The organism is Sphingobium sp. ZW T5_29 (assembly GCF_044987515.1).
Lineage (GTDB): Bacteria > Pseudomonadota > Alphaproteobacteria > Sphingomonadales > Sphingomonadaceae > Sphingobium.
On sequence record NZ_JBJDRM010000013.1, the window covers coordinates 66297 to 81643 of the forward strand.

Here is a 15347-nt window from a genome sequence, read left to right on the forward strand (position 1 = left end):
GGAGGTAGGGCATGACCGGCATTTCCCCGACTGACAGCGTGATGGCGATCCGTAACGCCATCCTCCAGAAGAACGCCGCCCTGCGCGACGTGGCCCAGACCGGCACGGTCGGCGGTGGATCAGGCATCGGTGGAGCCGAGGGCACCAAGCCCGGCGGCTTTACCGAAGCGCTGAATTCCGCCCTGAACCAGGTCAACGGCTTGCAAAGCCAGGCCGGCGAAGCGGCATCCGCCTTCGAACGCGGCGAAACGACTGACATCGCCGCCGTCATGCTGGCCAAGCAGCAGGCGTCGGTCAGCTTCGAAGCGACCCTTCAGGTCCGCAACAAACTCCTGTCCGCCTACAAGGACATCATGAGCATGCCGGTATAAACGATGAGCCAGAACGCACTCACCCTCGATAGCGGCGCTGCCGCTCTTCCCGCCACCAACACGCCTGCCTTTGGCGGCGCGAAGGGCGCCGATGCTCTGAAAGCCCGCGTCACCGGCTTCATGCGCCAGCCCGCCGTCGCCAAAAGCCTGCCTTTGCTGGGCCTGCTGGGCGTCGTCGCCACGGCGGGCGCCGCATGGCTCGCGCTGCGCGAACCGCCGCAGCGTGACCTGTTCCGGGGCCTGCCCGATGCCGATAAGTCGGCCGTGGCGCAGGTGCTGGACCAGAATGGCCTTGCCTATGACTTCACCAATTCCGGTGCGATGACCGTGGCGGAGGATGATTATTTCAAGGCCAAGATGATGCTCGCCGCGCAGGGCCTGCCCAAAAGCGCGCCCGACGGCAACAGCATGATCGACAGCATGCCGATGGGCGCATCGCGCGCCGTAGAGGGTGAAAAGCTCCGGTCGGCCCGCGAAATGGACCTCGCCCGCACGATCGAGGCGATCGACAGCGTGGAAAGCGCCAAGGTGCACCTCGCCGTCGAGCCGCGCAGCGTCTTCCTGCGGGAACGGGCAAAGCCTTCGGCATCGATCATGCTCCGCCTCGCTTCGGGACGCACGCTGACCGATGCGCAGGTCAGCGCGATCGTCCACCTCGTCGCTTCGTCGGTGCCCGAACTCAGCCCCGACCAGATTTCGCTGGTCGATCAGAATGGCCGCCTGCTCAGCAATAATGACGGCAACTCCGCCGACGACCGCCAGCTGGCTGTCCAGACCAAGATCGAGGACCGCTATCGTCAATCGGTGATCGCGTTGCTGACCCCGATCCTGGGCGCTGACAATTTTTCGACTGAAGTTCGCGCCGAACTGAACTTTGCAGAACGTCAGGCGACCCGTGAAAGCTTTCCACAGGACGAAGCGCGCCTTCGTGCTGAAACCGGCAGCTGGGCGTCCGATCCGCGCGGCCAGGGAGCCGGTGGCGAAGCGGGCGGCGTTCCCGGCGCGCTGAGCAACCAGGCGCCGGTCAACCCCACGGTCACCCAGACCAATCCCAATGGACAGGCTGTGTCGCAAGGCACGGAAGCAAACCAGCCCGCAACCCCGGAAAGCGCGCCGCTGAAGACCGAGGAAACCTTCAACCGCAGCTTTGAACTTGGCCGCGAGGTGTCGGTGACCAAGGACGCCATCGGCACGGTCAAGCGGCTGTCGGTAGCCGTCGCGCTCGACAATGGCGCGGACGGCAAGCCGCGCACTGCCCAGGAAATCGCAGCTCTGGAAGCTCTGGTGAAGGGCGCGGTCGGTTTTGACCAGGCGCGGGGCGACGTGGTCGCCTTGTCCTCGCGCAGCTTCATCAAGGCGGAAGAAGTAAAAGCGCCCTGGTATGAAGCCGACTGGGTTTCCCCGCTGGTCCGCAACCTGTCGGCCCTTGCCGTCGCGCTGCTGGTCGTCTTTGGCATCGGTCGCCCGCTTCTGAAGCGCCGCGCCGCTGCCCAGGATGCCGCCGCCAGCCACATGGCCGCCAATGGGCCAAAGATCGGCCGCGAAATCTCGACGGAAATCGGCCGCCAATCGCCATCGGTCGCTGATCCCGCCGGGACGGTGACGCTCGACATGATATCGTCCACCTATGACTATGCGCAGCGCGCCGACCTGATCCGTAATTTCGTGAAGCAGGACCCTGATCGCGCCGCGCTGGTGGTTCGCGACCTTCTGAAGGAAGGGAAGAAGGACAATGGCTGAAGCCATGGAAGCCCCAAATGGTCTGGGCGCCATCAAGGGTAGCGCCGCCGCCGCCGTCCTGCTGATGCTGTTCGACGAGGATGAGGCCGCGCAGATCCTCTCCCGCCTGGAACCCGACGAAGTCCGCCAGCTTGGCTATGCAATGTATGACGTCGCCGACGTAGCGGTCGAGGAAGTCAATGAAGCGCTCGACCATTTCGTCACCAAGGCGAAGAAGCGCACCACTATCGGCTATGGCGCGACCCGCCACATCCGGGGCGCCATGACCAAGGCGCTGGGCGAGGAACGCGCGGAAACCATCCTGGCGCGGATCACGCCGCCGACCCGTTCCACCCAGCTGGAAATGCTGAAGTGGATGGACGCCAAGGAAGTCGCATCGTTGATCGAGGCCGAACATCCGCAGATCATGGCGATCGTGCTCGCCCATCTGGAAGCCCCGATTGCCGCCGATGTGCTGCAACTGCTTCCGGCTGAATATCAGGAAGAGATCGTTTATCGCATCGCCACGCTCGGCCCCGTGTCTAACGAGGCGCTCGATGACCTGGAACAATTGCTGCTGCGCGGGTCGACATCCAAGAAGCAGGGCGCGGCCTCCCAACGTGGCGGCACGATCGAAGCTGCTGCGATCATGAACAACGTCCGCAAGGACAATGAACAGCGGATCATGAAGGCCGTTGCCAAGCGCGACAAGATGATCGCCCAGACCATCGAAGAAGAGATGTTCGTCTTCGATAACCTGATCGACATGGACGACAAGAATATGGGCACGCTGATGCGGACCATCGACGCGTCCGTGCTGGTCGTGGCGCTCAAGGGGGCGAACGAAATGCTCAAGGGCAAGATCTTCGGCTCCATGTCTGCGCGCGCCGCCGAGGCGATTGCGGACGAGATCGAGGAACGCGGGCCGATCCGCCTTGCCGAAGTGATCGAAGCGCAAAAGCTGATCATCGCCACCGCGCGCCGCATGGCCGACGCTGGCACGATCATGCTGGGCGGCAAGGGGAATGATTTTGTTTAAGGTCTGGGACGCGAGCAGCAACATCGATGCGGCCAGCATTCCGCTGGGCGGCATGGGGCAGGTGAGGAGCGGGGGCTTCCGCAGCCTTTATTCGCAAGCGCCCGCATCGCGCGGCTCAGGCATTCACGACGCCACGCCCGCGATGACGGACGAGGACCTGATCGAACAGGCGCGGATGGAAGCCTTCGCGCAAGGATTTGACGAAGGATGCCGGGTCGTCGGCGACGCAGCCGCCGCCGATGCGGAAGCACGCGCCCGCCTCGCCGAAGCGCTCGAACTGCTGACGCCTGCGCCCAGCGGCATGTTGTCGACGATGCTGTCCGCAACTGTTGTCCGCCTGGTCGAACAGATCGTCGGTGAAGTCGAAATCGACATCGAACGGCTTGTCCAGCGCTGCGACACCGTTGCCGCTTTTGTCGAAGCAAATGATGAAAAGGGCGCGCTGCATCTGCATCCCGACGATGTGGCGATGCTGGACGGCGAAGTGATCGGCCTCAAGCTGATAGGCGACCCTGCCATGCATCGCGGCTGCGTCCGCCTCGAAACTGCTGATGGCTGGGTCGAAGATGGCCCCGACGTTCGCCTGTCGCGCCTGCGTGCGCTGATGGACGACATGGAAGGGAAGGCATGATCAAGGCCGCGCTGAAGCAGGCCGAAAGCCTGTTCGACCATCTCCAGGTGCAGAACCGTGCACCCCGCCATGTTGGCCGACTGGTCAGCCACGACGCAGGCATGCTGGAGGTCACCGGCTTCCGCAAGCCGATCGGTGCAGGCGCGCGGGTGATCGCATCGGATGGCACCGTCTGCCGCGCCGAAGTCATTGGCTTTCGTGGTGACAAGACCCTGCTAGTCCCGCTCGACAATGATGTGCCGCTGGAAAATGGCGCGCGCGTCGAACCCGATAGCCAGGCCAATATGGTGCAGGTCGGCGAAGGGTTGATCGGCCGGGTCGTCGATGCCATGGGTCAGCCGCTCGACCGCAAGGGGCCGATCATCGCGGGCGGCAGCTGGCCGCTCAACGGCGTCAAAGGCAACGTCCTCGACCGGGGCCGGGTCACCGAACCCTTTGATCTGGGCGTGCGCGCCGTCAACGCGCTGCTCACCGCCGGGCGGGGCCAGCGTATCGCCATCATCGCAGGGTCCGGCGTCGGCAAGTCGGTCCTCATGGGCCAGATGATCGCCGGGGCCGAAGCCGACATCGTCGTCGTCGGCCTGATCGGCGAACGTGGCCGCGAAGTCAGCGACTTCCTCGAAACCAAGCTCAAAAATTCGATGCACAAAAGTATCGTCGTCGCCGTCCCGGCTGATCATCCTCCGGTGCTGCGCCTGCGCGCCGCCGCGCGCGCTACGGCCATCGCCGAATATTTCCGCGCGCGGGGCAAGAAGGTGCTGCTGCTGATCGACAGCCTGACCCGCTGCGCCCACGCCCAGCGCGAAATCGGCCTGGCCCTTGGCGAACCCCCCGCGATGAAGGGCTATCCGCCCTCCGCGCTCGCGCTCATTCCCCGGCTGGTCGAACGCGCAGGCGTCGATAGCCGCACCGGCGGGTCGATCACCGCGCTCTACACGGTGCTGGCCGATGGCGACGATAATGACGATCCCATCGTGGACGCTGCTCGCGCCATTGTGGACGGCCATTTCGTCCTGTCGCGGCATTTGTCGGAACAGGCGATCTTTCCCGCCATCGACGTTGGCAAGTCGCTTTCGCGCGTCATGGCCGACGTGGTGACCGATGAACATCGCATGGCCGCCGCCTCCTACCGCCGCCTTTGGGCCGCCTATGAGGAAAATCGCGACCTTATCCTGATGGGGGCCTATCGCCCCGGCAATGATCCGGTGATCGACGAAGCCGTGCAGCGCCGCGAGGAAATCCTGGACTTCATCCGTCAGGATCAAAAGAGCCGGATCGACCTCGACACGAGCGCTGGTGCCCTGATCGCTGAGTTTGGCGCTTGAAGGGGACGGTCGCCCGCCGCCAGCGCGTGCTGCGCGTCCGCCATGTCCAGCACGCCATGGCTGCGGCAGAAACCGCACGCGCCCGCGATGAAGCGGAAGGCATCGCCCGCAATGCGGACCGGCTGCGCAAAGTGCGCGGTGACCTTTTCAGTAATGAAGGCGTCGAAAATGGCGCGACTTTTGCATCCATGCATGAACTTGCTGGTCGGCTGGAGCAGGCTGGCCGTCAGCTGGATGGTGCGCTCTACGATGCGCGCCGCAAGGTAGAGGTCAAGGAAGGCCTCAGCCTAGTGGCCAATCGGGATCGCGAAATCGCCGAAAAGCTCAAGGATCGCGCCCGCGCGAATCTTGAGGAATGGCGAGAGAACAAGCTGGCGGCTCTGCCGCGCTATCGCCGGATGCAGCGGACGGGGGATGTCTGACATGAACATGCTTGCGAGCCTTAAGACACTGTTCTTTTCCACCACCTCTCGCGGTGCGACTGTGGCCCCGCCTGCCGCTCTGGAGGAGGGGTCGGATTTCGCAGCGATGCTGAGCGGATCGATGGTGGAAGGCACTCCAGCGGAGGCCGTCGCCGCGCCCTCCGCTCAGGCCTTGCTACAGGCCGACGAGCAGGCAGCCAGCGCCATCGCCCCGGACCTTCCCCTGACGTTCGACGAGGCCCCTGCCAGGCCCCCGCATGACCATGTCCCCCCTGGTCTTGCCATTGCAGTTGCTGCGGGCAGGGGGGAACCCGACACAATTCCGCCCGGCCTCGCCCTTCGCCTTGTCAAACATGCCGCCGATCCGCAGGTCGAAGCAGAAGCGTTGATTGAAGCTCCCTCTTCCCAGCCCCAGGTGACGGACGAAGCGGGACAGGCTGTCCCTTCGACCAAGGCGTCCCCCCGTCACAAAGTCGAGGATGCGCCTGAAGCTCCGGTCGAGATAGACGTCGACGCCGCGCCAGTAGAAGCCGAGCCCACCCCCAAGAAGGCGAAGGCTGGAGAGGCAGAGCCGAAGGATAGCGCTCCAGCGGCCGCGCCCGTTCCGCAGCCGGTCACGCAGCCCATCGTTGCGCCCACGGCCACAGTGGATGCTGCACCCGTTCCCACGATGAAGGGGCAAGTTCCCGCGATGCCGCCCGCGCCGGTCGCCCCGACCATTGCGGCACCCGCAATCGCGAAGGAGCCTGCTCCTGTTTCCATGGTTGAGGGAGCAGTTCGCGCCATGCCATCAGCGCCAGTCGTCCGGGCCACTGCTGCGCCCGAAGTCGCGATGGACCCTGCGCCCGGCCCGATGACCAAGGGGACAACCTCTGCACCAGCCGCAGAGCCGTCGGCCCCCGCCACGAACGCCGCGCCGGTGGCCCAAGCGACCGTGCCGTTCGCGCAACCGTCTCCCATTACCCAAGCGTCGCCTGCACCCGTGGCTGAGCCGACGCCTGCGACACCTGCCAACACGGCCACGCCTGTGGCCGAACGCGATGCGAAGCCCCAGGAGGCCAGTCTTCCACAAACGCCCCGACCCATTGCAGAACAGGCCGCCGCGACAATTCAGACTATGGCGCCTGCCGCCCCCATCCTTAACGGCAAAGCTGTAAAGGCGGAGGCGCTCGCCTTGCTGCAAATGGTGCGTGAGCAGGTGGCCGCCCGCCAGTCTGGCGCATCGTCCACCCGTGTCGGGGAACAAGTCTCCGCCGCCGCGCGCGTCAAGGATAGCCAGCCCGCGCTGGTCGCGGATGCCGCTCCCAATCCCTCCCTCGCCGTGCTGCCTGCGGATATGACGCCGCTGGCCCCCGCCGCCGCGCCCGCTACCAGCCCGGTTGCGGCCCCGTCCGCTCCCGTCGTCGACCTTTCCGCCAGCCTTGGCGCGCAGGTGGTCGATATGGGCGTGTCGGGCCAGTGGATCGACGGGCTTGCCCGTGACATTGCCGGACTGTCCGCCAATGGCGCGCAGGGCCGTTTCCAGGTCAATAGCGGCCAGTTGGGCACGGTGCAGGTGGACATTCGTCAAGGCGTTGAAGGCGCAGCGGTCAGCCTGACCGTCGCCAGCGAGGCGGCGGAACTGGCGCTGCGGCAGGATAGCGACCGGCTCAAGCTGGACTCGGCACTTTCCGCGGTCCGCATCGCCGAAGTCAGGATCGAACGGGCGCCTGTGGGGGAATCCGCCCGTTCCGACATGGGCGGCGACGCATCGCAGCGCCAATCGTCCCAGCAACAACAGTCAGGCTCCCAGACCAATTCTGGCTGGCAGAACAACAGCCAGAATATGGGTCAGCCTCAAGGGCAGCCGGGCCGCTGGCAATCACGGGAAAATAGCGGCTTTGCCCCTAAATCCTCCGGTGATCCTGCCGTTCTTAACCATGCGGAAGCGCGACAGGACGCCAGCATTGCCGGGCGCGCGCGCTATGCTTGATCAACAGGATTTTCGAGGGACCGGCACATGAGCGACGAGGCGAAGACGAAGAAGAAAAAGAAGGGGGGAGGCATGAAAATGATCCTCCTGATCGTCATTGCCATGGTGCTGGGCGGCGTGGGCGCTGCGGGCGGTCTCTATGCCGCCGGTTTCTTTGGTGCGAAGGAGGAAGGGCCCAAGACGGACCCGAACAAGCCGGTGCTCGTCCTGGCCGGTGAAAATGCCGAAGAAATTGCAAAGGCGCACGGCATGGGCGGTGAAGGCCATGGTGAAGCCGCTGTTGCAGGCCACGGCCCTGCGCACAAGCCGGGCAAGGGCATCGACCTGCCGACGCCCGCCAATCCGTCCGCCTATCAGGCGACCTATTTCCAGCTGCAGGCGCCTTTCACGTCCAACATGTCGGACACAGACGCCTTCGCCCAGATCTCGATCGCCGTATCGACCTATTACGACATGCGCGTGATCGAAGCGATCAAGACCCATGAGATGGCGATTCGCAGCCAGGTTCTTATGATGCTGGCACAGCAGCCTGAAATGACGCTGGCCACGCCGGAAGGCAAAAGACAGCTCCAGGGTAAGATCAAGGCTACGATCAACGATATTTTGAAGCAAAAAACGGGCTATGGCGGTATCGATAACGTTTATTTTACCAATTTCGTTATTCAATAGGGGTGTCTGAAAGGTCGGGAAGTCCCCTGATCCGCCGGGCAGGGGACTAAGATGAACGACGTTCAGACCTACGCCTTCGGGCGGGGGGAATCGCAGACACCACAGATGCTGTCCGGGCTCGACCGGCTGGGCGAAAAGCTTGGCCGGCGTTTGCGTACCCTGGTCGAACCGATTTCCGGCGTGCGGCCGCATGTCGGGGTGCAGGATGCGCAGCTGCTCGACTTTGCCGCCTGGTCGGCTCAGGTGCCCACCTTTTCCAGCATCGGCGTCTACCGCGTCGCTCCGCTCAAGGGGCAGATGTTGCTGCGCATGGACGCAACCATGATCTCGACGCTGGTGGACTGTTTTTATGGCGGCATCGGCAATCGCCCGCTGCCCGCTCGCGGCGAATTCACGCCCACCGAAGACCGTCTGATCAGCCGCATTTCCGAAGCGTTGATCGCGCGGATGGTGGAAAGCTGGACCGATATCCTGCCGCTCGAAGTCAGCCTTATCGTCCGGGAAACCGGGATTGGCTTTGCCTCGGCCGCGCAGCCCGACGAACAGATGGTGCTCCAACGCTTCAACCTCAGCATCACGCGCGACCAGGAATGGCCGATCGACCTGTTGTTCCCGCTGTCCTCGCTCCGTGCGGTCGAACCGCTGATGGGCGCAAAGGTCACGGTGGACGAAGATCGCACCGACCCGGTATGGCAAGCCCGCATCGCCAACCGCATGCGCGACATCCGCCTGCCTGCCCGCACGGTGCTGGCGCGCCCCAATCTTTCCCTCGCCGACCTCATGCAATTGAAGGCCGGTGACATCATACCCGTCACGATCAGCCGCAGCCTGCCGCTGATCGTGGGAGACCGCATCGTCGCCCATGGCTCGATCGGCGAACAGGATGGCCGCGCCGCCTTCCAGATTGAAAAGCTTGCACAGGGATCAGCCAAATGAGTGACATGAGCGAAGCGCCGCGGATGGACGGCATGGGCGACACGGGGTTGAGCCGCATGGTCAGCAACCCGCAATTCCGCCTGCTGGCGGACATTCCCGTCCGCATGTCGGTGGAGGTCGGCTCCACGTCGCTGCGCCTGGCGGAGGTCATGGACCTGGCCGAAGGCAGCATCGTCGAACTGGATCGCCAGGCCGACGACCTGCTCGACATCATGGTCAATGGTGCCCTGATCGCCAAGGGTGAAGTGGTGACGGTGAATGGCCGCTACGGCATTCGCATCGTCGATATCGCGACCGCTGAAAACCGTCTTGCCGGGGTCGAACGGCGCGGCTGATCGCTTCGATCACGCTTTTCCCTTGCTGCGCGCCGATCTTTCTGATTCGGAAGGGCGAGTTAACCATAATCGCGGACCCGCCCCATGTTCTGGTATTTCGTCAAACTGCTGATCCTTCTGCCGCTGGTCGGCGGCATGGCTTTTGGGGCGCTGTGGCTCTGGCGCAAATATCAGCCCGGCCTGATGGTCGGGCAGGATGGCCGCTCGCTCAAGATGCTCGAAGCCCTGCCGCTCGGCACTTTCGGCAAGCTCGCCGTCGTCGAATTCGAAGGCAAGAAGATATTGCTGTCCGTCACCCGTGGCCGTATCGAAAAGATCGCGGAAGGCGATCCATACCGTGCGCGCTAAGGCGCTGCTGATCGGTGGGCTCGCGCTGACCGCTGGCCTGTTGCTGGCGGAACCCGCGCTGGCGCAGGCGGCCGCGCAGGCGGCTCCTGCAGCACCGGTCGACAATGGCGGCGCGCTGACCCGCGCGATGGGCGCGATTTCGGGCGATGGCCGCCCGCTGTCGCTGTCGCTGCAAATCCTCATCCTCATGAGCCTGCTGACGGTCCTGCCGTCGCTCGTGCTCATGATGACCAGCTTCACCCGCATCATCATCGTCCTGTCGCTGCTGCGCCAGGCGCTCGGCCTTCAGCAGACCCCGCCAAACCAGGTGCTGGTCGGCCTGTCGCTCTTTCTCTCGCTGTTCGTGATGCGCCCGGCGATCGACACGATCAACGCCCAGGCGTTCGACCCCTATGGGAAGGGGCAGATCAGCATAGAGGAAGCCGTCGGCCGTTCGGCCAAGGTTCTGCATGGCTTCATGTCGAAGCAGACGCGCGAAACCGACCTTAAGCTTTTCGCCAATCTTGCCGAAGCGCCCGCATTTCGCTCCCCTGCCGACATTCCCTTTTCCATCCTGCTGCCCGCCTTCGTGACGTCGGAACTCAAGACCGCGTTCCAGATCGGTTTCATGATCTTTCTGCCCTTCCTCATCATCGACCTTGTGGTCGCCTCCACGCTAATGGCGCTCGGCATGATGATGTTGTCACCGACCATCATTTCCATGCCGTTCAAGCTCTTGCTGTTCGTGCTGGTGGACGGATGGGCGCTGACGATGGGCAGCCTGGCGGGGTCGTTCGCGACATGAGGGGTAAGCGACCCTATCCTCCGTTCACCCTGAGCCTGTCGAAGGCTTTATCTTCTGTTCTGGAAGTGAAGGGCTTCGACCAGTTCAGCCCGAACGGTTTCCTGGATCCGGCGTAAAAATGGAAAATGCCGATTTCTTCATGGGCCTGGCCCAGCAGGCGCTCTGGATTACGGCCCTGGCCGCCGCGCCGGTGCTGATTCCTGCGCTGATCGCTGGTGTGCTCATCGGCATGGTGCAGGCCGCGACGTCGGTCAATGAACAGACGCTCAGCTTCATTCCCAAGATCATCGTCGTTGGCGGCATGCTCGCATTGTTCGGCGGTTCGATCATGGTGCTGATCGCCGACTTTACCCGTGAAATCTTCGAACGGATCCCGGACCTCCTCCAATGATCGCGCCGGGCTTCGCGAACGTCGAAACGCAGCTGTGGGTCTGGCTCATCGCCATGATCCGGCCCGGCGCGGCGTTCATCGCGGCCCCGGTGTTCGGCGCACCGGCTGTGCCGTTGCCGCTGCGCTTCATCCTTTCGCTCGCGCTTGGCATGGCCGCGCTCAACAGTGTCACCATCCAGCTGCCAACCGACGGTGTGGCGAGCTTTCAGGGTGTCATGCTCGTCGCGGGCGAAGTGCTCGCGGGCCTTGCCATGGGATTTGCGGTCCAGATTGGCTATGCCGCCGCCTTCGTCGCTGGGGAGGCGATCGGCAATGCCATGGGCCTGAACTTCGCTGCGATGGTCGATCCTTCCTCTGGCCAGACGACGCAGGCGATTGGCACTTTCCTGTCGATCCTCGCCACCTTCCTGCTGCTGGGCATGGACGGCCATCTGATGCTCGCCAGCTTCGTGGTGCAAAGCTATCAGGCGCTGCCCCCCGGCGGCGCGATGCTCAGCAACGAAGCGGTGTGGAGCCTCGTGCAGTTCGGCGGATCGCTACTGGGTGCGGGGGTCACGGTCGCACTGCCGGTCGGCTTTGCGCTGGTGCTGGTTCAAATCGTCATGGGCATGCTGGCGCGCAGCGCCCCTTCGCTCAACCTCTTTGCGGTTGGTATGCCGGTGGCGTTGATGGCGGGCCTCATCCTGCTCGCGGTCGCCGCGCCCGTCATGGGTGAAGGTCTGACAGCGTCTCTCAAGGCCGGGCTGGATCAGGCCCAGTCCATCGCGGAGGGCCGCTGATGTCGGGCAACAGCAACGGCGGCGGCGAAAAGACCGAAAAGCCAACCCCGAAGAAATTGCAGGACGCCGCCAAGAAGGGCGACATCCTTCAGTCGAAGGAACTGGCGACCGCGCTGGTGGTGATGGCGGGCATCGGCTGGATCGCGATTACCGGACCCTCGGTTGTCGATTCCCTGTCGGAAATGCTGATAGAGGCGCTGCGTTTCCGGCGAGAGGACATTACCGACTTTGCGCCCGCTGCCCGTGGCATGAGCCTGCTGACCGGCATCGCCCTGCCGGTGGGCGGCATATTGCTGGCGACTACGCTCGCCGCGATTGCCGGTCCTGCGATCCTCGGCTCGCTTGGCTTCCGTCCAGGGGCTTTCGCGCCCAAGGCGTCGAAACTCAACCCCGCCGCCGGTCTCAAGCGCATGTTCGGCATGCAGGGCCTGATCGAACTGCTCAAATCGATCGCCAAGGTCGGCTTGCTGGGATCGATCGGCGTCTGGGTGATCTGGGATCGGCTGACCGCCATCATCGGCCTTGGCAAGGCGGGCATCGCCCCTGCCATGTCGGACCTGGGCAACATGTTCATCATGACCTGCCTCATCATGGCGGGTGGCCTGTTCGTGATCGCGGGCATCGACGTGCCTAGCCAGATTATGCAGCGGTCCAAACGGCTGGGCATGAGCAAGCAGGACATCAAGGACGAACATAAGGAAAGCGAAGGGTCGCCAGAGCTGAAAGGCCAGATCCGTCGCCGTCAGTTCGAAGTGCTCAGCGGGTCGACGCGTCAGGCCGTGGCCGAATCCAGCGTCGTCATCACCAATCCCACCCATTTCGCGGTCGCCCTGCGCTACAAGCCGGGGCAGGACGCCGCGCCCGTCGTCGTTGCCAAGGGTTGCGACGCCATAGCTGCGGCCATTCGCGATCTGGCGGACCAGAATGGCGTGACGGTGCTGCAATATCCTGATCTTGCTCGTGCCATCTACTTCACGTCGCGGCCCGGCCATATCGTCAACGAAGGGCTGTATATGGCCGTCGCCACGGTGCTGGCCTTCGTCTTCCGCGTGGAAAATCGGATGGCGAGCGAGATGGACCGGCCCTTCATCAATGTGCCCGACGACCTGCGTTTCGACGCGGACGGCCGCAAGCTCTGAAAAATATTCTCAGGGTGAACTAAATCTTAGGCATTGATCGCCGTACTCTGTTCATGGGGACGCATTAGGATGGTGCGTCATGAACGAATATATGTCGCGGAACGAGCTAACGCGGGTTGATCGGGTTTCACCCCGGTCGCCGTCGCCCGTGTCCGCAGTCCAGTCAATCGCCGCCAACCAGCGGCCTGCCATGCAGCATGGTAACGGCCAGGGCGGGCAGCATCCGCCGGGCGACGCGGCGACTTCAGTCTCCGAGGATGATCTCGCCAGCGCGGCCGAATATGCGAAAATGCATGCGCGCGTCGCCGACATTCTGGCGGACCTCAGGGCCTATGGTGGCGAAGTTTCGGTCGAGGCGGCGGACGCGGCGATTCAAACCATGTTGCCCACGCCGATCATCCTGGTGCCGCTGCCTCCCGCATCGAAGGAAGCTGTTGAAAGCGCTGTCATGCTGGGCAAGCGCATCGCGGAGCAGGCCAGCTATGCCCATGCCGCACAGGCGCATCTGAAGCGCGGAGCGGTCGACCAGATTCTTTCGTCAGGATATTGAGAAGGACCGTCTGCGGACGAACTTTCGCGCTCAATGAAAATCATTCCTAAAGGTCTTTCTCCTATCGCCGTTCTCACTTCTGAAAGGACGGTGGATGACCTCGGTAAGCGGCAGCATTTCGACGGCTCTGGGCATTGGCTCGGGAATCGACACGTCGGCACTGGTCTCCAGCCTGGTGAGCGCCGCGCGCGATCCCAAGCAGAAGATGATCACCGACCGCCAGAGCCTGAACAATGCGCGCATATCCGCGCTGGCTTCGGCCTCCAGTTCCCTGGACAGCTTTGCGGACGCGCTCAATAGCCTGCTCGCCGGCACCGGCTATGCCGGAACGCCTGCCTCCAATGATCCCAGCATTGCCGCCGTCAGCCTTCTGCCCGGCGGCACGCCACGCCTGCCTGCCCAGCTGGAGGTGCGCCAGCTTGCCGCCGCGCAGACCATTGCGTCCGCTCCAGCCGTGGGCGCGACAGCAGCGACGGTGATCGGCGATGGCAGCTTTTCGCTTCAGGTGGGCAGCGCCGCCGCTGTTCCCATCACGCTCGCCGCCAATGCCACCTATTCTGACCTGGCCGACGCGATCAACGCGGCGGGCACCGGCGTAACCGCCAGCGTGATCACCGACAATCAGGGCACGCGCCTGGTCATGAAGGGCGCGACCGGGGCGGCGAACAGCTTCACCTTCACCAACACATCGGCCAACACTGCGCTCGACGCCTTCACTTGGGACGGAGCGGCTGGGGGCATGACGCGCGAGGTTCAGGCGCAGGATTCGATCATCCGCCTGGATGGGGTCGAACAATATTATAGCAGCAACACGATCGACACAGCGATCGCCAATCTGCGCATCGACCTGAACAAGGCCGCGCCCGGCACCAGTGTCACCCTGGCCACGACCGAACCCACCACGACCATGCGCGACCTGATGGTTGAGTTCGTGGACGCCTACAACACGTTGATGAAGGCGCTGAACACCGCGACTTCGACCGGCGCGGATTCGTCCAGCGCGGGCGTGCTCAACGGCGAAACGTCGATCCGTGACATGAAGCGCCAGCTTTCGCAGATGACCTCAGCGGTGCTGACGCCTACGGGAACCTACGCCACCCTGTCGTCCATCGGCGTCAGCACGAACCGGGACGGCACGCTCAAGCTGGATACGGCTGTGTTGGACAAGGCACTGTCTGCCGACGCTGCCGCGATCACCCAGATGCTCAATCCGACCGTCAAGTCGGCCACGACGCCGGGTCTCGCCGGACTGATGGACGGCGTGCGCGATGCGATCCTGCAAAAGGACGGTCCGCTGGCCTCGGCCAAAAGCAAATATGAAAAGCTGGGCAAGTCGTTGGCCGATCAGTTGGAAAAGCTGAACGAACAGATGACTGATTATCAGGAACAGCTTTCAAAGGTTTATAGTGCGATGGACAAGCGCCTTTCCGCGCTCAAGGCCACGCAGAGCTATCTCGAACAACAGGTCGCCATGTGGAACAAGAGCGACAATTGATAACAGGGGTCTTCAATCATGTTCTATAGTCAGGGCTATGCAGGCAATCGCGCGGCGCGCGGCTATGCGGCCGTTCATTCGGGCAGCCGCATCGAAGGCGCGACCCCTCATGCACTGGTCAAGGTGCTGTTCGACGAACTGCTGATCGCTCTGGAAGCGACCGGGCTGGCCGAACGCAACAATGATCGGCTCAAAGTGTCCGACAAGCAGGCGCGCGCCATGTCGATCCTGATCGCGCTGGAATCCAGCCTGGATTTTGATCGCGGCGGCGATGTCGCCATGGGCCTCGCCCAGATCTACCGGGAAGCGCGCCGCCTTCTGCTGGTCAGCGCAAAGGAGCGCGATCCCCAGCCGGTCGAACAGGCGCGCGACATGATTGCGGAGATCGCCGACGCGTGGGGCCAGATCGGCTGAGGGCGCTTTAGCAAGACTTGCACCGCTC

General features: G+C 63.6%; 18 protein-coding genes. All 18 read left to right on the top strand.

The window, feature by feature from the left end:
• Window positions 1-11 precede the first annotated feature (11 nt).
• Window positions 12-371, top strand: a complete 360-nt coding sequence (fliE, locus tag ACI3KQ_RS12330; protein ID WP_404958004.1) for a flagellar hook-basal body complex protein FliE — start codon at window positions 12-14, stop codon at window positions 369-371.
• 3 nt (window positions 372-374) lie between these two features.
• The gene (fliF, locus tag ACI3KQ_RS12335) at window positions 375-2111 is read left to right on the top strand and encodes a flagellar basal-body MS-ring/collar protein FliF (RefSeq protein ID WP_404958006.1); all 1737 of its coding nucleotides are present in this window, start codon (window positions 375-377) and stop codon (window positions 2109-2111) included.
• Window positions 2104-3129, top strand: a complete 1026-nt coding sequence (gene fliG / locus ACI3KQ_RS12340) for a flagellar motor switch protein FliG (protein WP_404958008.1) — start codon at window positions 2104-2106, stop codon at window positions 3127-3129. Before fliF ends, fliG begins: the two co-directional genes overlap by 8 nt.
• Window positions 3116-3760: a FliH/SctL family protein gene (locus tag ACI3KQ_RS12345; RefSeq protein ID WP_404958010.1), complete on the top strand. Its 645-nt coding sequence runs from the start codon at window positions 3116-3118 to the stop codon at window positions 3758-3760. The genes fliG and ACI3KQ_RS12345 overlap by 14 nt, the downstream gene beginning before the upstream one ends.
• Window positions 3757-5085 carry a FliI/YscN family ATPase gene (locus tag ACI3KQ_RS12350; protein WP_404958011.1) on the top strand — a complete coding sequence of 443 codons (1329 nt, stop codon included), beginning with the start codon at window positions 3757-3759 and terminating at the stop codon, window positions 5083-5085. The genes ACI3KQ_RS12345 and ACI3KQ_RS12350 overlap by 4 nt, the downstream gene beginning before the upstream one ends.
• Window positions 5082-5507 carry a hypothetical protein gene (locus ACI3KQ_RS12355; protein WP_404958013.1) on the top strand — a complete coding sequence of 142 codons (426 nt, stop codon included), beginning with the start codon at window positions 5082-5084 and terminating at the stop codon, window positions 5505-5507. Before ACI3KQ_RS12350 ends, ACI3KQ_RS12355 begins: the two co-directional genes overlap by 4 nt.
• Before the next feature lies 1 nt (window position 5508).
• Window positions 5509-7479, top strand: coding sequence for a flagellar hook-length control protein FliK (locus ACI3KQ_RS12360; protein WP_404958014.1), 1971 nt, complete (start codon window positions 5509-5511; stop codon window positions 7477-7479).
• A 27-nt stretch (window positions 7480-7506) separates the two neighbouring features.
• Window positions 7507-8148 (top strand): flagellar basal body-associated protein FliL, encoded by a 642-nt coding sequence (gene fliL / locus ACI3KQ_RS12365; protein ID WP_404958016.1) that lies wholly within the window; start codon window positions 7507-7509, stop codon window positions 8146-8148.
• Between the two features lie 51 nt (window positions 8149-8199).
• Window positions 8200-9084 (top strand): flagellar motor switch protein FliM, encoded by an 885-nt coding sequence (locus ACI3KQ_RS12370; protein ID WP_404958018.1) that lies wholly within the window; start codon window positions 8200-8202, stop codon window positions 9082-9084.
• Window positions 9081-9419: a flagellar motor switch protein FliN gene (fliN, locus tag ACI3KQ_RS12375; protein WP_404958020.1), complete on the top strand. Its 339-nt coding sequence runs from the start codon at window positions 9081-9083 to the stop codon at window positions 9417-9419. Before ACI3KQ_RS12370 ends, fliN begins: the two co-directional genes overlap by 4 nt.
• Before the next feature lie 84 nt (window positions 9420-9503).
• A complete protein-coding gene (locus ACI3KQ_RS12380) occupies window positions 9504-9767 on the top strand; it encodes a flagellar biosynthetic protein FliO (protein WP_167302144.1) in 264 nt (87 codons plus the stop codon).
• A complete protein-coding gene (gene fliP / locus ACI3KQ_RS12385; protein ID WP_404958022.1) occupies window positions 9757-10551 on the top strand; it encodes a flagellar type III secretion system pore protein FliP in 795 nt (264 codons plus the stop codon). The genes ACI3KQ_RS12380 and fliP overlap by 11 nt, the downstream gene beginning before the upstream one ends.
• A 118-nt stretch (window positions 10552-10669) precedes the next feature.
• Complete coding sequence (fliQ, locus tag ACI3KQ_RS12390; RefSeq protein WP_167302142.1) at window positions 10670-10942, top strand: flagellar biosynthesis protein FliQ; 273 nt, start codon at window positions 10670-10672, stop codon at window positions 10940-10942.
• Window positions 10939-11721: a flagellar biosynthetic protein FliR gene (fliR, locus tag ACI3KQ_RS12395; protein ID WP_404958025.1), complete on the top strand. Its 783-nt coding sequence runs from the start codon at window positions 10939-10941 to the stop codon at window positions 11719-11721. Before fliQ ends, fliR begins: the two co-directional genes overlap by 4 nt.
• On the top strand, window positions 11721-12860 hold the full coding sequence (gene flhB, locus ACI3KQ_RS12400) for a flagellar type III secretion system protein FlhB (protein WP_404958027.1): 1140 nt from the start codon (window positions 11721-11723) through the stop codon (window positions 12858-12860). The genes fliR and flhB overlap by 1 nt, the downstream gene beginning before the upstream one ends.
• 79 nt (window positions 12861-12939) lie before the next feature.
• Complete coding sequence (locus ACI3KQ_RS12405; protein ID WP_404958029.1) at window positions 12940-13410, top strand: hypothetical protein; 471 nt, start codon at window positions 12940-12942, stop codon at window positions 13408-13410.
• Window positions 13411-13504: 94 nt separating this feature from the next.
• Window positions 13505-14905 (top strand): flagellar filament capping protein FliD, encoded by a 1401-nt coding sequence (fliD, locus tag ACI3KQ_RS12410; protein WP_404958031.1) that lies wholly within the window; start codon window positions 13505-13507, stop codon window positions 14903-14905.
• An 18-nt stretch (window positions 14906-14923) separates the two neighbouring features.
• Window positions 14924-15319, top strand: a complete 396-nt coding sequence (fliS, locus tag ACI3KQ_RS12415) for a flagellar export chaperone FliS (RefSeq protein WP_404958033.1) — start codon at window positions 14924-14926, stop codon at window positions 15317-15319.
• The last annotated feature ends 28 nt before the right edge of the window (window positions 15320-15347 follow it).